Source organism: Virgibacillus kekensis (assembly GCF_042654125.1).
Classification (GTDB): Bacteria; Bacillota; Bacilli; order Bacillales; family Amphibacillaceae; genus Lentibacillus; species Lentibacillus kekensis.
The window spans coordinates 1-16,917 of record NZ_JBHSFU010000003.1 but is presented as its reverse complement, the minus strand read 5'-3'; the positions used below and the strand labels follow the sequence as shown (position 1 = coordinate 16,917).

Annotated in this window: 22 protein-coding genes and 1 rRNA gene; 6 read left to right on the top strand and 17 right to left on the bottom strand. The window is 40.2% G+C overall.

Translation table 11 applies throughout. From position 1 onward, the window contains the following. Positions 1-130 precede the first annotated feature (130 nt). Positions 131-1,342 carry a S8 family peptidase gene (locus ACFO3D_RS01440; protein WP_390292805.1) on the bottom strand — a complete coding sequence of 404 codons (1,212 nt, stop codon included), beginning with the start codon at positions 1,340-1,342 and terminating at the stop codon, positions 131-133. 419 nt (positions 1,343-1,761) lie between these two features. Between ACFO3D_RS01440 and ACFO3D_RS01435 the strand changes: the two genes are divergently transcribed. Then, complete coding sequence (locus tag ACFO3D_RS01435) at positions 1,762-2,466, top strand: DUF421 domain-containing protein (RefSeq protein WP_417891801.1); 705 nt, start codon at positions 1,762-1,764, stop codon at positions 2,464-2,466. Between the two features lie 14 nt (positions 2,467-2,480). On the opposite strand, the gene ACFO3D_RS01430 is transcribed toward ACFO3D_RS01435, so the two are convergent. The 6 genes from ACFO3D_RS01430 to ACFO3D_RS01405 form a co-directional block, all read right to left on the bottom strand. Further along, entirely contained in the window at positions 2,481-3,041 is a 561-nt protein-coding gene (locus tag ACFO3D_RS01430) for a flavin reductase family protein (RefSeq protein ID WP_390292802.1), read from the bottom strand. A gap of 157 nt (positions 3,042-3,198) precedes the next feature. Continuing rightward, a complete protein-coding gene (locus tag ACFO3D_RS01425; RefSeq protein ID WP_390292800.1) occupies positions 3,199-3,444 on the bottom strand; it encodes a stage VI sporulation protein F in 246 nt (81 codons plus the stop codon). 145 nt (positions 3,445-3,589) lie between these two features. Then, positions 3,590-3,697: a YjcZ family sporulation protein gene (locus ACFO3D_RS01420; RefSeq protein WP_390292799.1), complete on the bottom strand. Its 108-nt coding sequence runs from the start codon at positions 3,695-3,697 to the stop codon at positions 3,590-3,592. Positions 3,698-4,108: 411 nt separating this feature from the next. Further along, positions 4,109-4,228, bottom strand: a complete 120-nt coding sequence (locus tag ACFO3D_RS01415) for a YjcZ family sporulation protein (protein WP_390292798.1) — start codon at positions 4,226-4,228, stop codon at positions 4,109-4,111. 67 nt (positions 4,229-4,295) lie between these two features. Further along, positions 4,296-4,427 carry a YjcZ family sporulation protein gene (locus ACFO3D_RS01410; RefSeq protein ID WP_390292797.1) on the bottom strand — a complete coding sequence of 44 codons (132 nt, stop codon included), beginning with the start codon at positions 4,425-4,427 and terminating at the stop codon, positions 4,296-4,298. 350 nt (positions 4,428-4,777) lie between these two features. Beyond that, the gene (locus ACFO3D_RS01405; protein ID WP_390292796.1) at positions 4,778-5,746 is read right to left on the bottom strand and encodes a hypothetical protein; all 969 of its coding nucleotides are present in this window, start codon (positions 5,744-5,746) and stop codon (positions 4,778-4,780) included. 156 nt (positions 5,747-5,902) lie between these two features. Here ACFO3D_RS01405 and ACFO3D_RS01400 point away from each other — a divergent pair, with 156 nt between their 5' ends. Both ACFO3D_RS01400 and ACFO3D_RS01395 read left to right on the top strand, forming a co-directional pair. Then, positions 5,903-6,292, top strand: a complete 390-nt coding sequence (locus tag ACFO3D_RS01400; protein WP_390292795.1) for an Hsp20/alpha crystallin family protein — start codon at positions 5,903-5,905, stop codon at positions 6,290-6,292. A gap of 2 nt (positions 6,293-6,294) precedes the next feature. Next, on the top strand, positions 6,295-6,558 hold the full coding sequence (locus tag ACFO3D_RS01395) for a hypothetical protein (RefSeq protein ID WP_390292794.1): 264 nt from the start codon (positions 6,295-6,297) through the stop codon (positions 6,556-6,558). Positions 6,559-6,889: 331 nt separating this feature from the next. Here the strand turns inward: ACFO3D_RS01395 and ACFO3D_RS01390 are convergent, their stop codons facing one another. Both ACFO3D_RS01390 and ACFO3D_RS01385 read right to left on the bottom strand, forming a co-directional pair. Next, positions 6,890-7,198 carry a spore germination protein gene (locus tag ACFO3D_RS01390; protein WP_390292793.1) on the bottom strand — a complete coding sequence of 103 codons (309 nt, stop codon included), beginning with the start codon at positions 7,196-7,198 and terminating at the stop codon, positions 6,890-6,892. Positions 7,199-7,211: 13 nt separating this feature from the next. Continuing rightward, on the bottom strand, positions 7,212-7,712 hold the full coding sequence (locus tag ACFO3D_RS01385; protein ID WP_390292792.1) for an Hsp20/alpha crystallin family protein: 501 nt from the start codon (positions 7,710-7,712) through the stop codon (positions 7,212-7,214). Positions 7,713-7,855: 143 nt separating this feature from the next. Between ACFO3D_RS01385 and ACFO3D_RS01380 the strand changes: the two genes are divergently transcribed. Continuing rightward, a complete protein-coding gene (locus tag ACFO3D_RS01380; RefSeq protein ID WP_390292791.1) occupies positions 7,856-8,269 on the top strand; it encodes an Hsp20/alpha crystallin family protein in 414 nt (137 codons plus the stop codon). A gap of 50 nt (positions 8,270-8,319) precedes the next feature. Here the strand turns inward: ACFO3D_RS01380 and ACFO3D_RS01375 are convergent, their stop codons facing one another. Both ACFO3D_RS01375 and ACFO3D_RS01370 read right to left on the bottom strand, forming a co-directional pair. After that, entirely contained in the window at positions 8,320-8,559 is a 240-nt protein-coding gene (locus tag ACFO3D_RS01375; RefSeq protein WP_390292790.1) for a YppG family protein, read from the bottom strand. A 157-nt stretch (positions 8,560-8,716) separates the two neighbouring features. Next, complete coding sequence (locus tag ACFO3D_RS01370) at positions 8,717-9,229, bottom strand: DUF3231 family protein (RefSeq protein WP_390292789.1); 513 nt, start codon at positions 9,227-9,229, stop codon at positions 8,717-8,719. 135 nt (positions 9,230-9,364) lie between these two features. Here ACFO3D_RS01370 and ACFO3D_RS01365 point away from each other — a divergent pair, with 135 nt between their 5' ends. After that, complete coding sequence (locus ACFO3D_RS01365) at positions 9,365-10,066, top strand: DUF421 domain-containing protein (protein WP_390292788.1); 702 nt, start codon at positions 9,365-9,367, stop codon at positions 10,064-10,066. Positions 10,067-10,342: 276 nt separating this feature from the next. Here the strand turns inward: ACFO3D_RS01365 and ACFO3D_RS01360 are convergent, their stop codons facing one another. From ACFO3D_RS01360 to uvsE, 4 genes are all read right to left on the bottom strand, one after another. Next, the gene (locus ACFO3D_RS01360; RefSeq protein WP_390292787.1) at positions 10,343-11,632 is read right to left on the bottom strand and encodes a Zn-dependent hydrolase; all 1,290 of its coding nucleotides are present in this window, start codon (positions 11,630-11,632) and stop codon (positions 10,343-10,345) included. A gap of 405 nt (positions 11,633-12,037) precedes the next feature. After that, positions 12,038-13,630: a long-chain-fatty-acid--CoA ligase gene (locus tag ACFO3D_RS01355; RefSeq protein WP_390292786.1), complete on the bottom strand. Its 1,593-nt coding sequence runs from the start codon at positions 13,628-13,630 to the stop codon at positions 12,038-12,040. A 124-nt stretch (positions 13,631-13,754) separates the two neighbouring features. Next, positions 13,755-14,393 (bottom strand): protein kinase family protein, encoded by a 639-nt coding sequence (locus ACFO3D_RS01350; protein ID WP_390292785.1) that lies wholly within the window; start codon positions 14,391-14,393, stop codon positions 13,755-13,757. A 105-nt stretch (positions 14,394-14,498) separates the two neighbouring features. Next, on the bottom strand, positions 14,499-15,440 hold the full coding sequence (gene uvsE, locus ACFO3D_RS01345; RefSeq protein WP_390293396.1) for a UV DNA damage repair endonuclease UvsE: 942 nt from the start codon (positions 15,438-15,440) through the stop codon (positions 14,499-14,501). 240 nt (positions 15,441-15,680) lie between these two features. Between uvsE and ACFO3D_RS01340 the strand changes: the two genes are divergently transcribed. Continuing rightward, complete coding sequence (locus tag ACFO3D_RS01340) at positions 15,681-16,139, top strand: YndM family protein (RefSeq protein WP_390292784.1); 459 nt, start codon at positions 15,681-15,683, stop codon at positions 16,137-16,139. A 52-nt stretch (positions 16,140-16,191) separates the two neighbouring features. Here the strand turns inward: ACFO3D_RS01340 and ACFO3D_RS01335 are convergent, their stop codons facing one another. Together ACFO3D_RS01335 and rrf are read right to left on the bottom strand one after the other, a co-directional pair. After that, positions 16,192-16,515 (bottom strand): DUF4870 domain-containing protein, encoded by a 324-nt coding sequence (locus ACFO3D_RS01335; protein ID WP_390292782.1) that lies wholly within the window; start codon positions 16,513-16,515, stop codon positions 16,192-16,194. Positions 16,516-16,651: 136 nt separating this feature from the next. After that, positions 16,652-16,767 (bottom strand): 5S ribosomal RNA (gene rrf, locus ACFO3D_RS01330). Positions 16,768-16,917: the final 150 nt, after the last annotated feature.

The window sequence follows — 16,917 nt, the reverse complement described above, 5'->3', positions numbered from 1 at the left end:
TAATCGTTAAAAATCCTTTTCTTTTCCTAACAAAATTTAAGAGGAACACCTCTAGCCTTTCCAATCACAGTATTTCTTATAATCAGAAAAAGCACCGCATTCAAGCGATGCTCTTCCTTTTTTTGATAGATTAATAGGTTACTGCATCATAGGAGTTTATTAGACCGTCTTCAAAGTAATAGCCTGCACCGCTTAGGTAGTCAGCCGTATTTTCAATAGCACTACGAATTTCTGCATTGCTTCTTCCTTGACCTGCAAGTAGTCCGGCAAGACCTGCCACATGCGGTGACGCCATTGAGGTGCCTGACATGTAAACATAACCGTCACGCAGATACGTAGAGGCAATGTCCACACCTGGGGCCATTACGTCCACCCACGGACCGTAATTTGAGAAGCTTGCGATCTGGTTGTTACTGTCTACTGCACCAACAGCAATCACATTGTCATAGGAAGCCGGCTCAAATGTGGTGGATACACCGTCATTACCTGCGGCTGCCACAACTACTGAACCATTGTTCCATGCATAGTTTACTGCGTTTTCAAGTGTCTGCGTGTCACAGTCACAACCTAATGATAGATTAATAACCTCCGCTCCGTAATCAGCTGCATAAATGATCCCATCAGCGATGTCAGCAAGTGAACCACTGCCGCGTGCATCAAGGACACGTACTGCAAGGATGGAAGTGTTTGGTGCCATACCAGCAACACCTATCGCATTATTAGTTTCAGCAGCTGCAGTACCCGCTACGTGTGTACCATGTCCATTACGGTCCATTGGCTGGTAATCATTTTGTACAAAATCATACCCAAGAATTGTTTTATCATTCAAATCTTCATGTCTGTAATCCACACCGGTATCAAGTACAGCAATTTCCTGTCCGGAATTACCGCGTGCATAGTTCCATGCATCATCCGTATACGTGGTGAAAAGTCCATATTGATAGTTAGGATTCGCATATGTGTCATTTGGTGACCATGTTACACTCATTTTGTAGTTAGGCTCAGCATAGGCCACATTTGGATTTTTATTGAGTGCTTTTACAACCGCCTCGACATTTCCAACTTCTAATACCTTAAATGGAGATTTAACTGTATCAACATCTGGTTTTACTTTGGCATTCAATCCTTTTAGTACCTTCTGCTTTGATTTTTCTGAAGTCCCTTCTTTAAACTGTACGATGACTTCACCTTTGACAAAAGCACCCGCTTCAGCCGCTTTGTCCGAAGATGGTATTTTCTTAAGATCGTTTGCCTCAAACTCTGCTGCCAGCGTGCTGCTTCCGAAAGTCATAATCGATAAGAAGACCGCTGTAAACAACCCGCTGATAAATTTCTGTTTCATACACAATTCCTCCTTTTTAAGATTTAACTATATATTCTTAAAAAAGAGGATGAATTCCTGCCAAAACCGCTTGGGAAAGCAGTGCGGAATTCTGTCGATTAATTGGTGACTTTAGACTCAGAGTTTCCTTCAGCCAGGCAAGAAAGCCCTAATTAGGTTATTATTCGATTATATACTGGCTTTTCAGGCAGTATCAGGATATCTCACATCTAATCAAGTCCGCAAAATTCAAGCATTTTCTTAGCAGGATAATACGAAATAGTCAAATTTACCCACCCGTAAATGTCGCAATTTTCCCGCTTATGTCAAATGAAATCTTGTTGGGAAAGTCGCTATACGGATTACCTTCCATTCAACGTAATAAATACCTGAAAAATAAGCCAAGCTATTGGAAGAAAAGCTAAAAGGAAGTGGAGACAATCGATTTTTTCAGTAACCAGCATTCATTAACTGCCATTGAATGGGCACTGCGGGCAGTGATCGGCTTTATATTTCTTGTTATACTGGCCAAAATCATGGGTCAGCGTTCAATCTCCCAGTTACGATTTATGGATTTCATTGTAGCACTTATGATAGGCAATATTATCGCACATCCGTTATCAGATCCAGAACTGGGACTTAAAGGCTCCATGGTCACGATGGGGGTAATTGTGGCATTATACGTGGTAGGGATTTATATAAGTCTGAAATGGCTGCCTGTCCGTAAGTTTTTCAACCCTCCCCCGCTTCCGCTCATTGAATATGGAAAAATAAATTATAAGAATCTAAAAAAGGCAAAAATATCGGTTAACGTTCTACTATCTGAACTTAGGAAAAAGAAAACAGACGACATACAAAAAGTAGCTCTTGCCCTATGGGAGCACGGTGGCACGATTTCCATTTTCCTTTATCCTCAGTATGAACCCATTACACGGGAGACAGAGAATGCACCACTTAAACTTTTTTATCTTCCAAAAACAGTTATTGTTGAAGGAAGGATCGACCCAAAAGAACTGGAGCTTGTAGGAAAAGACGAATCCTGGCTGATACAAGAGCTTAAGACGAAGCATAATATAACGCCGGATAATGTCCTCCTGGCTACCCTAGGTGATAATCAGCAATTAAAAGTATATCCATTTAACTGAGCTGAAATCCCAACTCAATCATCTACCCGGAATGTATTAACGGGGCTCTTCCTGTCCAGCTTGGCATATGCCGATCTCCCAAGATAAAGGGGGATCTCAAGCTTATCGAAGTCGGGTAGTCCGTCATTCCCAAACAAAGAATCGTCCCTGTAAAACTGAGTAATACTACCAACAAACCAGTCATGATCACCGTATGAATTAATATCAACAGTTTCGCACTCGTAAGCTGCATAAGCTTCATGCAGGATTGGTGCGTTACTAGTAATGCCGTCATCATACTTCATTGAACCTTTAATAAATTTGTCTACATCTTCTCCACTGCGAGCTCCAGCTGCTTGAATGAAATCAGCCTTTTCATAAGGGAGAAAATTGACAGCGAAAGAACCCGCCTTCTTCACCAGTTCATATGTATACCGCTCTCTGCCTATCGCCACACCATACATAGGAGGCTCATATGAAATATAGGAATGCCACCCAGCAGCCATAATGTTACTTTTTCCATTAAATTTCGCAGTAATCAGCGCCACCATTCCCGGATAACTATGCATTACTGTTTTCTCTGTTGGTTTCCTCATCGAATTCTATTCTCCTCTTCTGTTAACTCTGTCAGAAATCAGTTTATCATAACGACTCTTTTTTCTACATAAAGTAAATCGTCACACATCCAAAATTCCCCTATATTAATTTAGGGGAATTGGATTGATGAAGCACATTATTGCTGCATCAGGTTAATTATTTTAGCATCTTGGAAATGGTGGAGGCGTCAATGTTTTTATTGTTTTTAGTCAACGTTTCAACAATCATGTCTTCTGTACGTTTGTTTACTTTTTTATTTGCCATCCGGGATACTTGTCTAACCAGTCGTCTGATGTTTTTCTCATTACTTAAATCAGTTCCATTAAGTGATTTAACCAGCTTTTGAATATCACTGCCCTTTACACCAGTTTTTCCTTCTACTTTCTTTATCATATCGTCCATCTTACCACCTCCTTCAGTAGACTGATGGTCGTATTATTTAAACAGAAAGAAAAAACCTGTACTGTTGTGTACAGCAAGGTTTTTAATTATCCCTTTGCATGGGGACTCTCCCCATGCAAAGGATTGGTCTTCAGCTTATCCTGTCTTAGTAGCCATAGTTGTCATGATAAGAGTTGCCGATAATGATCAACAGGATGAACAATACTACAAGCAATACAAAGCCGTTATTGCCCCAAACACCTGAGTAGCCCATTAATTGTCACCTCCTTGTTGAAATTACTTAAAACATTTGGCAATAGAAGTGCCTGTTACCTACCGTACACTGCTGCACCTTTTGTTAATTCAGGTCACGTTTCCTCCTACTGCCTTCCACCACCATTCATCTGTACTATTAACTTATGCCAAAACCTGGTGGTTGGTTGTGATACCTGCCCCTGTTTAATAAAAATGGGCGGAGGATTTTTACTTGTCTACACTGCCATACTTGGCATGGAAAGGAGGCCTGCACGATGAAGGAACAGGACTCCGCATTTATCTATTTGAAAGGAGGTTGTTTTGATACTTTTATTGGATTATCAGAATTTGAAGCTGTATTCCTGTGATATTAATCCCTTCCTATGATGGAATGCCGATACATAGGAAGGCAGATTTTTAATTTTGCTGATTAGTAGCCACCTCCATAGCCACCACCCATTGAATAGTTGTTACCAACGATGATCAGCAAGATGAATAATACTACCAGCAATACAAATCCATTGTTACCGAATGCTCCTGAATAGCCCATTAATTATCACCTCCTTCTAAAAAATCAACCGTCTATATTGATTTATAATGAAAGGGGGAAATTCAGATTAATCGTCTCCTCCCATTGAGTAACTGTTACCCACAATAATCAGGAGAATGAATAAAACAACCAGCAATATAAAGCCGTTGTTATTTCCATATCCACCGGCTCCATGTCCCCAAGATTTATACCAACCCATATCTCTGTTCACCACCTTTCATCTGTACTAATACCATATGTATTAAATTTTTTATCGAATGGTACATATGTCCCTGTACCTAAAAAAAAAGGCGAATATAATATTTCCATTTGTTAACTGCAGGATAAAAAGGAATATCTGAAGTAAAGTCGACTTTGGCCCGTGGAACACTTTATCTTAACGTTAGGGATAAAGAACAACAAAAAAGCCTCCAGTCCGGAGGCTTCCTGCAGGTGGAAATATAAGTGAGTATTACCCAGGAATATGTCGTTGCTGGATAATACAATATATGTCTTTTTGCGTTAAGTGACAGGGCGGAAGTCACGCTACTCGTAAAAGAAGCGATGCCCCTAGCTGCACAGATCTTCAATCAGTTTAATAATATAAACTTTCTTCGGAATATCAGTCAGGCTTTCAATCAGCGTAGTGAAAAGGTATGCCTGCTGACTGACGGTAAGGCTCAGGTTCGGTACCATATTATTTACTGTATTCGTGTTGTCGAAAACACCTCTTACCGCCTTAAAAAAAGATGTATCCTTGTCTTGATTGTTTAGGGGAACAATTATTTCATTATATAAAAGTGTAAGTGTTGTTGAATGCTCGGTTAGTGATTCGACAGGTCCAGGTAGAAAATCGAGGTTATAGCCCTTTTGCAGTTTCTTGATGATCTGATCCGGTTCGGGATTTTCCAGCATATTCAACTCCCCAATGGAAGGCTTAGGGTTATCCGGTTTATCCAAATAACCTGGCAGAAATATACTTATAAGCATAACCACCACACCTAATGTTACCACCAGGTCCTCAAACTCTTTCCGTGTATGTTCACATATATAGGGATGCTGAATTAATTGGTTTTTCGGTATTGTATTTGCAATAACTGTCCAGAACTTTCGAACAGTCGCCTGAACATCTGCGGCTATATTGTTAACTGCGGTCTGGAACGGTTCATTCCCTTGGATAATTTCCCACAATGTTTCCAAAACTTTCTCCTCAACTGCAAGCATTTGAAAAAAAACCGGCACATCATGTAACGCCAGTTCCCTCTGAATCGCTTCATATTTAATTTTTATTTCTTTTCCAGCTTCATCAGGTGGTATCTTTTTTTGCTGTTTCTTTTTATGTACATCTTTTTCGGTAATACCCACCCCAACAATACCACTTCCTTCAATTTCCCGGATAAGTACATCGTTAATAAATATTTTATGAATGCCCTTCTCGGTGTTTTCTTCCTCTTCGACCAACTGTCCAAGCTGCAGAATACCTTTTACCTTCTCTACATGAATTTTTTCAATGTGATATTCATATACTGGCAGGTTCATTATATATTGCTGGTACTGTAATAGTTGTTTTTTTAAATCTTCAATATGGTTATTGTTGTCATTTGTGTTTCCGTTTATAATCCCACCCCCTGTCTGAAATCACGGTTTTCTCCTGTGCGAATATACTAAAATACATATTCAAAAGGAGGATTTTCTATGTCCTTTCAAAAAATATACGGAGACAACTCGACTACAAATCATGAGCATATTACCCAGCAGAAAAACCCCGGCGAAATCCGTACCCCACGAATTGACGTTTTCGAGTCCGATTCCAACTATTACTTACGAATGAGTTTACCTGGAGTACGGAGCAATAATCTCCATGTCCAGTTTATAAAAGATGAGCTGTTGGAGATTAAGGGGCATGTCGCTCCGGAACCGCCCGAAACGATTAACCACCTGGTAACACAGGAAATTTTTGAAGGGCCATTCTACAGGTTAATCCGCTTTCCGGTAAAGGTGGTAACCGAGAGTATTCAGTTCGACTACGATGGAGGGATCATTGAAATTTACATTGATAAATCAATGGATGTAGGTGAAGAGTAAAAATGGAATCAATCGAACCTATTGGCATTACAATTATAGGTGGCATAAAAATCAACTCGGTTGAAAATACCTCCGTCACATCGGTTGGTGAAAATTCATTTCAGGCAATGAACAGTCTCTCAAAATCAAATATAATCACCGGACAGATAAACGGCGATTTCTGTTTTAATAACTTACAGCCTTTTGCGCCGGTTATTATTGATGCAGATGGATTTGATTCCACTTCACCAGCAATAACCCCAACAGGAATAGGAATTGAGGATTAGTATGTTGTGAACAAAAGCCCATTCCCACCTTATCATTATTACCTGTATCCTTCACACGGTTCAGATATTGAACAAAAGCGCAAGCGCCCTGCTTATCACCGTATGACCTGGACGGAGTCGTATGAGATAAAGGAAACATAATGAGCAAAGTGAATTGATGTTGACTTATCGTAAGAAGAGTCCGGAAGGGCACTAGGTGATGGGCGCTGTAGCTGGACGTGGCTCTTGCTGGCAAAGAGCTTTATAGAGCCAAGATTATATACTTTCTTACCTTGTAAAAAAAGGCTGGCTCACCTGGCCGCTTGTTGCGACCATAGATGATCCAGCCCTTTTACCGTTCATCAGGAGGTACCCATCCCCAAAGTGGAGGCGCGGGGAATTCTTCAAATGGCGTGGGTTCCGGTTGATAAAAATACTGTTGTTTACTAATTGAATCGAGCAAATCCGGGTCGTTCAAGGTCAGATGGTCAGGACTCATATTTATATCTGATCCATCCCCATAAACAGTTCCTATCCCGTTATTAGATTTAGACTGACTAGAAAAATCTGACTGCTCTCCCTTTCCAATAATAAACGATGAAGTACCTGAGATATTAAATACTTTTATATTTACTATGGTTATTTGCATATCTGCAATCACAAACTCCCCCTTTCTAAAAGTCAAACGGTACTTTTACACCCCGATGGATTTTATTAAAAATCAGCGTAACTATACCTGCTTCTGTATGGATGGAATAATTATCCGTCTCCACTTCGTATGGTAATTTAACATACCGCTCGATATGTGAATCAGTAAAATCACTTGCCAGCTGCCTTTTAGCTGTAGTTGGCTGTTCTGATTTCTGAGTCGCTTTTATTTTTAATTTTTTATCCGACAAAAAAGAAACTTTAATCCGTCTGGTATCTTTCACACCTGGAATGTATGCTTGAATAAATAGTTCCTCATCACTCTCCCAAAGTTCAATCGGAAATCCCTCCATTTTCTTTCTGCCCCGATTACTTATTCCTTGGATATTATTCCAAAACTCTTCATTCAGTACACTATTGTACTGTTCCATCATTTCTTTTATTTGATCAAGGTACTCTGCCGACAATGGATTGTGATTAATATTCCCCATTTCCCCAAATGGATTTTTACTTTTAAAAGGATCCATCGCTCTCCCCCTTTTGTATATCGATACGGATTTATTTTATTCAGTAATCCGCCTATCTGTTCATAGGCAAATAAAAAAGTGCCCATCCGACACTGGCCAACGAGCATAAGTTAATAGTGTAATCCAAGCAGAGGAGTGAAATAATGGATAAACGAAAAGACAAACAGTTAGACTTACCGTTCTTTGGATTATCTGACTATATTGACTCACTATTTGAAGCTTCTTTTGAGAAATTTGAGATGCTGCTGGAGGATAAAATCAAAATAGACACATATGAGACAGTAGACAAATTTATCATAGCCGTATTCTTATCTGGTACTAACCCTGATCAGGTCAACTTGGATGTTTCGGGGAACGAGCTTAAAATCTCGGTTAATGAGACTAAAATTTTTGAAGAAAAAAGAGACGAAGACAACTATTACAGCAAAGAAGAGTCGTATCACAGGACAGAACGGGTAATAGCACTTCCTTTCCTAATCCCTGAACAGCAAGTTAATGCCGAATTTACAGGTGAGACCCTAAAGATCACAATTCCTAAAAAAGACGTTGGAAAATAAATATAAAAGTTAAGCCGGCTACCGATAATTAGAGGGAAGCCGGCTGTTTATTATTTCTTGAATTTGTTTATTACAGGTCCGATTAAAGGGCCTACCTGACTGTACAGTTTCCCTACCTGTTGTGCAGTTACCGAAATTTTATCTATATCCACATTCCCCTCCGCATCACGGAACTGGGATAGCAATTTTTGTCCGGGTGGAGACGGGCGGCGCACTGGTCCTGGCATTGGTGGACGCATTCCTGCACGCGGTGGCGGTGGGAGCGGCCGTCTCGGTCTTCCAGGATACATACCTTACACCTCCTTCCACATATACTTTACTACTATCGTATTCAAGAAGGATTGCAGTGATAAGGTATTTGTCCTGACACTGTAATTGGACAGCTTAATGTTTTAATGAATATAAAACAAAAACTCCTGTATTGCACAGGAGTTTTGCATAAATAAATTAATTTTGGTCAGGAACTTTAGTGTGCATAGGCGGCATAATAAGCCAGCCTTTTTCCTTATTCAAACGTAAGGCTCTTGCACCCAGCTGCGCTTTGTTCATATGAAACTGACCAAACAGCATAGCCACATCCTCACGGGTGGACTGACTGATGATTGTACTACAGGCGATAAGTCCCTGTCCAATTGCGCCTGATAACATGGCACTAATTTCCTGATCGTTGAACTTTGCACCTACTGGTATCTCCTCCAGATTAGCAAGCGAGCGTTCGGGAGGTGAAGGAGGCAGAGCAACACCATTAATCTTTAGTAGCTCCTCAATCTCCTCAGACTCTTTTTTAATTCCCTGGACAGACTCCTCAAGTAGTTGCTTCAGTTCCTTATCACCAGTATGATTCATATACGTTTGAAACGCAGCGTAATTTCCCTTGGAGGCCAAAAGATACGACCACAAGCTGAACACTTCTCCATAATGGAGAGGCTGTTTTTTCGGATTACCCGATAATATGCCCATTTACTACACTCCTTTATGTTATGTGCAAGTATAGTTTTAACCTTTTTTTTTTATTTATACGGAGGAGTATCGAATAAAAAAACGGTACCTGCAAATAGATAAAGTAATCAAATTCATGTGAGAGGGTTATACATTATGGAACTTTCCGAACTTCTATTACGAGTAATTGTAGCTTTCGTAGTGCTCTTTACACTGGCCAGAATTATGGGCAGAAAAGAAATTAGTCAAATGACATTCTTTAATTTCGTTTCTTCGATCGCAATCGGAACAATCGCCGGAACGCTTGCAGTTAGCCAAAACCTAAGTATCCAAAATGGTCTACTGGCATTGGCCGGATGGGCTGTGTTTACACTTATTATGGGATTTATCGATATCAAATCTAAAGCCGCAAGGAAAGTGACTACAGGAAGTCCGCTTATCGTAATTAAAGACGGTAATATAATGGAAGACGCATTACGAAAAGCACGATTGAATATTGATGCATTAAATTCACTGCTCAGACAAAAAAATGCCTTTTCTGTAGCTGACGTTGAATACGCCATATTCGAAACAAGCGGCAAACTTTCGGTAATGAAAAAAGAAGCTAAGCAACCGGTTACAAAAGGTGATATGAATGCCTTAAGTGCAACTCCAAACGTATACCCGGTTGCAACCGAAGTAATCGCTGATGGTGTACCAAATAAGCAAAATCTTTCTAAGTTAAATTTGGATATGGAATGGTTGGACCAACAGTTGAAAAATGCTGGTGGAAAGGAGCTCTCCCAAGTTTTTTACGCTGAAGTACAACAAGATGGAACGCTACATATAGATAGTAAAGATGATTCCATGATTCATTAAGTTGCTGGGACATAACAAAAACTTTCCTTTCTATAGACGAACGGTTATAGGGGGAATTTTAGACTATTAACCTTCTATATTTGGAAATTATTTCAAAGTTGATAAAAACTGCGAAGTTATAAGCCCAATAATTCTAAGTGGACACAGAATACCCTATTTCCACTTAGGAGTTTATAGATTATACGAAGGCATCCTAACAAAAAAATCCGAACTATCTTACAGAATAATGTAGTAGATAGTTCGAATTATATAAATTATCACTTTCTTCCCAATCTCTTATTGCATCTGTTCGATGAAATTTTTAAGCACCTTTATAGTTTGAACACAATCAGCAAGATCTGACCACTCTTCCGGGTTATGACTAATACCATCTTTACTGCGAACGAACAGCATAGCAACAGGGATAATTTCACCAATTACCATTGCGTCATGGCCAGCCCCGCTTGGCAGCCGGTATGGTCTGATTCCTTCCTCCTGAAAAGCTTTTTCAAGGTTATCCTGGATTTCTTCTCTTATTGGGACCGGGGCAATACGAATTTTCTCCTGATGCTCAATTTCCACCCCGTGTTTTTTTGCAACGTTATGCGCCAACGTCAGGATTTCTCCAGCCAGCTGATCCCTGGTCTCTTTATGAATATCACGAATATCAGCAAACAATGTAACTTTCCCCGGTATAACGTTCACCCCATTGGGTTCGACCATTTGCCTGCCAACCGTCGCTACTGCTGATTCACTTATGTTCCCTGGCAGTTTGTTTGCTTCCAGGATGAACTCGCTAGCAGCTACAAGGGCATCTTTACGGTCATTCATCGGGGTATTACCGGCATGCCCCGCTTCACCGGTAAACGAAAATTCAATCCAGCAAGGTCCTGCAATGCCCGTTACAATCCCACATGGCAGATTTTCTTTCTCCAATCGCTTTCCTTGCTCGATATGAACCTCGATAAACATCTCAATCTCATTAGGATTTCTCCTGGATTCCTGGTACCCTTCAATATCAAGCCCAACTTCATTTAAAACTTTTTCAAAACTTAGTCCGTCCTTGTCCTTGAGCAACCGTTTTTCATTAATATCACCTTTACCTGTTATCGCTTCACTTCCATTAAATCCACCATTAAACCTGGCCCCTTCTTCATCAGAAAAAACCACAACTTCAAATGGCTTCTCTGGCCTGAAACCCGTCTGATTCCATGCTTCGACCACTTCAAGGGCAGACAAAACTCCAACAGGACCGTCAAAGTGTCCTCCATTAGGCACACTGTCTACATGTGATCCACACATAATTGCCGGAAGCTGATTATTCTTGCCCTCTAGCCGCCCAATTATATTGCCCGCACCGTCTTCCCGGACATTCAAACCTGCATTGCGCATCCAACCGCCAACAAGCTCCTTAGCATGTTTTTCTTCTTTTGAAAACCCTGGACGATTACTTCCATTACCAGGGGTAAGGCCAATTTTTGATAAGTCATCAAGCCGAGAAGCTAACCGCTCGCCTGAAATATCCTTACTTTCATCTTGTTCTGTATAATCATTCATAAGTTTATCTTTCAGGGAAAATTTCTGCATAAGACTTCCTCCTCGCATTTAATAGTAGAATCATAGCATGAATTTAGAAACGATACAGTTAAAAAGATTATACCCTTCTGTGTAAAATTTTCAGGAGAATATATAGTATAATTAACAGAACTATACATATCCATACAGACAACCGAGAAAATGGAAGTAGTATATACAAAGATGGTTTGATACTTGAAGAAATAGCAGCTAACTTTTCTGGAAGCAATTGGCTAGTTAAGTACAGGTTCAGGTTTTTATGCGGTATTATTCAAGGATTTTACCTTTAGCAACCCGATTATGCCGCTTACCGGATTATTTCTTATATATTATATCTTTTCCGAAAGTAAAAGAAAAAGAAAGACTGAAAGTTACCAGTAACAGAAAAGACGCCGTTTTATGGCGTCTTAGTTATTCCTAGTTTACTTTTCTGGGGCCTTCCCAGTACATTTCTCTAAGTCGGTATTTCTGCAGCTTTCCGGTAGCTGTTTTTGGAAGAGCATCAACAAATTCAATCGATTTTGGCGCCTTAAAATGAGCCATATGATCACGGCAGTAGTCTATCATTTCCTGTTCTGCTACGTTTGCCCCTGCCTGTGGCACAATAATTGCCTTTGGAACCTCGCCCCATTTTTCATCCGGAATCGCAATAACCGCAACTTCCATAACACCTGGATGCTTATATAGTACTCCTTCGACTTCTGTGGAGGATATGTTTTCTCCACCTGAGATAATCAGGTCCTTCGCCCGGTCACGTATCTCAATAAACCCGTCTGGATGAGTTACCGCAAGATCACCGGTAAAGAACCAGCCGTCCTTTATCGCTGCCGATGTCTTTTCAGCATCCTTATAATACCCCTTCATAACAACGTTTCCGCGAGTAATAATTTCTCCAAGTTCCTCTCCGTTCCAGGCTACCTCTTCTCCATCGGATCCAATAACTTTGGTCTCCCCGTTAAAAGCAAGTTCAATTCCTTGTCTCGCTTTAATGGTTGCCTGTTCTTCCGGCGATTTATCCTCAAATTCTTTTCTCCATTCACAATAAAGGATAAATGGTGAGGTTTCAGTCAATCCGTACACATGAATCATGTTAAGACCCAGTATTTCCTGCGCCCGGTTAATGAGTGCTGCCGCTGGTGGAGCACCCGCTGTAGCCATACGTGGACGAGTAGTTATATTCGTTTCTTTCGCTTTTGGATCATTTATCAGCATATTAACAACTGTCGGTGCACCGCATAGCAACGAAATATTCTGCTGTTCAAACAGATTAAGTATTTTGGGTGGATCAACTTTCCGCAGGCAGACATGTGTACCCCCAACTGCGGTGATCGCCCAGACACCGCCCCAGCCGTTAGCATGAAACATCGGCAGTGTGTGAAGGTAAACATCATCATGAGTGACACCGAGATGATACATGAAATTGGCAGCATTCATATAATTACCACGGTGCGTCAGCATTACGCCTTTTGGTTTTGAAGTTGTTCCACTCGTATAGTTTAGTGTCAGCAGCTGATTTTCATCAATTTCCACTTCTGGAAAGTGAGCATTCTGACCAACGTGGTCCAAGAAAGCTTCATAATCCACTCCTTTAAGCCTCGAATTGCAGCCTTCAACTGAAACAACGATAATCTGTTCAAGTGAGAGATTGGCCTCAATTTCTTCAATTGGCCCACTAAATTCCTCATCAACTATAAGCATCTTTGAGTCACTGTGTTTGATGATGTACTCCAAATCCGTACCGTTCAGCCGGTAATTAAGAGGAACCATCGCAGCACCAAGCTGACAGATCCCGTAAAAACTTTCAAGCATATAATGCGTATTAGGCAGCATGACAGCTACATGGTCACCTTCTCGAATTCCAGCATCATAGAGTGCAGTGGAAAGCCGGTCAGTACGCTCGCCAAACTCCCTGTACGTGAACACTTTTTCCTCATCTACTACTGCTTTTTTCTCCGGATAATATTTTACAGCTCTTCGCTTCCAATCCAACGGAGTAAGTGGAGAGAACATAAACAGACAGCTCCTTTCATATACTGATAACGCTTACACCAATGATAAGTTAATAGTTTTTAAGATACAAGTCAAAACAAAGGAAAATTTATAATTATGCGAAAACGAGTATTAATTGATTCCATTACCCAGCATCCCTGTCCATAAGTCGTTCAGACAGTGGTTCTAAAAACTTTTTGTAAGTAACAGCTATACTGTCTAACACTTGTGTTGGTATCCTTTTTGGAAAGAAAGGTTTATTATAAAACGAATAATAAACTCTTTTCAGGTCATTCCATTGCTGACAGCTTCTATTCTGCCGAAACCTCGCAACATCGATCAATCTGATATTGCCCTCGTTGGTGAGTATAATATTTCTCAAATGTATATCACTGGGGGTAAGCCCCTTTTCTTTTGCATAGGCCAATGCTCGATCAACTTCTTTGATGTGCATTTCGGAAATTCGCTCTCCGATTGTCAGACATTCAAAGAGCGTTCTGCCCTCAATATAGTCTATCAGCAGAAAATTGTCTCCGGCCTCATATAAGGTTGGATAATAAGGGTTCCCCTGCAAAACTCTGTATATCGCTGCTTCCTCCAGTGCTACCTCTTCAAATTCGGGGTAAAATAACTTAAGTGCTTTATTGGTGGATTTTATTCTGAATACTACTGCGCTCCGGCCAGCACCTATATATTCGAGATCCGGCCAGTCCTCAGTGGAAGGCATACTGTGCCCGGCTATAATTCCCTTCAGACTGCTGGCTATATCGACAGCTGATACCAATACGATGCACCCTCTTTTTCATTCTCCTTCTATTTATAGGAGTCTGTTATTTAATTATATTATCTATTATAGTATAAGAGAACGCATTTTCCCTGAAAATGGACTTCACTTTATAAAGAAGCTTCCCCCGTCAGCTATCTCCACACTTGAATATTCAGTAAGGTCGCGCATTAACTGAAAAAGTGCGTCGTCTTTCTGTTTGGCTTCAATCATACAATCAATTTGTGGCACACTCCCAATAATCTTGTTTAAAAATTCCATAAACATTCTGCTGTCAACATAATCCGCATGTGCACGGAATTTCTCATCTGACCGTGGACTGGATATATGCATTTTAACCGGCAACTCCGAAAAGTTCCATGTATGGGTAATCCTTTCCCAACTGTCAAACCAATCGGTTTCCGGGTTGAGGTTAGCCAAATGATGATGGTAATCAAATACCATCGGCACCTCCAGTTTTTCACAAAGATACAGAGTGTCCGCTAAATTGAAAGTTTTATCATCATTTTCAAGAATAATCATCTGTTGAAGGTCAGCAGGAATATATCCCCAATTATGTATAAACCGTTCAAGGGCCTTCTCTTTGTCACCGTACCCTCCTCCAACATGAAGAACACAACGGTGTCTTGGATTTATCCCCATTCCTTTTAAAAGCCTGTAATGCATCCTCAATGTCTTAATCGAATTTCTCAATACTTCCTCTTTTGGTGAATTTATAAGCACAAAGTGATCTGCATGAAAGTCTACCCTCATACTGGGATTGCTTTCGAAAAAATCTGCAAGCTGCTTCATCGGTTCCTGAAGTGCCTCCAGGTAATTCCATTTAGGAAGGTCCGGGTGGTTAGCTAGAGGGATGAGTTTTGATGAGATTCTGAAGAAATTTATATCACTTGCCAAATTATGCCTAAGTAACCGTAGACAATTGGAAAGATTAGAGGCAGCTATCTGTTCCAGTTTTCGGATGGCAGCATCTCTGTCGTCAAGCTTCGAAAAACGGCTGTACGTCATTGTTTGCGAAGGGGAAGAGTTTTTAAGATGGACACTCATTGCCGAATACCCTAGTCGTACGAAGGTCAATTGAAACACTCCCTAAGAATTATTAACAGAAATAATAAATGTGTAATTAGAATTACTATTTACCATACCAGCATTAGATATGTAAATAAAAGATTGTCCTGCAGTTGAACTTCATACGAAAATTAGAGGATGTATAAGAATCAGAAGTTAACGAAACAATATAAATGAAATAATCTCTCTCCGTAAAAACAAATGAAAGGAAGATATTTATTGGACCATATAAAGGTGCTTTTGATGAAGTTTGCAGCGATTACCATTACGTTATTCGCTATTTTTGGAGTATTTTATGAGGCAGATTTCGGCGAATTGTTTCTGATTAGTCTGCTTGTTACTGGAATATCGTATGTCTTGGGAGATATGTTTATACTGCGAAAATACGGAAATGTGACTGCTACTATTTCTGATTTTCCCTTGGCTTTCTTATCGATATGGATACTGGGAGGAATGTTCTTCGGTAACGAACTTCCAATTATAACCCTCTCCTTATTATCTGCATTTTTTATAACGTGCTGTGAGCCATTTGTCCATGGGTATGTAGCGAATCATTTTTCAGTGGAACGCCATGATTTACGAGGACAAAATCAGTTACAGACCGAATTTGGAGAAGAAATGGATGCAACAACTCTTCGGGACAAGGCCCATGACGAAGAGAAAAATAAAGAAGAGTAATACAAACAGCCTGCTATACGAAGTCACTACCCGTTTAGCAGGCTTTCCTGTATTATTGGATAAACCGGAAAATCAATGGAAAGCGATAATTCTCCCCATTATAGGATTTAATCAGCGCAATCAGAGTTAGGATGAATGCTGTAATTCCCACTATAAGTAACAAAACAAAACCAATCAGGACAAGAACTAAAATTCCACTTATGATGGTATACACGGTAAAAGCAATAAAGAAATTGAAATACTCTTTACCATGATAATCCACAAATTCCGAATCATCCCTCTTAAACAGCCAGATGATTAGTGGTCCTAATACTGGAAAGAAAAAACTTGTAAGATATATTAACATCGCAAATAAACGATCATCACTATTCGCCAAGATATCACCTCTTTACCGACTTTTTACTATCCTACTCTAAAAATATGATAAGCCAAGGAATTTAATTATACTCGATAACTATAATTATAAGACAAAAAGCCAGCTACGCGTTATAGCGTAACTGGCGTCTTTGTTTGCCTGGCGGCGTCCTACTCTTGCAGGGGCAAAGCCCCAACTACCATCGGCGCTGGAGAGCTTAACTTCTGTGTTCGGCATGGGAACAGGTGTGACCTCTCCGCTATTGCCACCAGACCTACAGGATGTAGGTCGTTCTGTGTTGTTCACAGGACGTGAGCGGTTTTAACAGAACATCCTTTGAAATGTTTGTACCCTGAAAACTAAATAAGAGCCTCGCATGACATCAGATAAAGATTTAGTTAAGTCCTCGATCTATTAGTATCC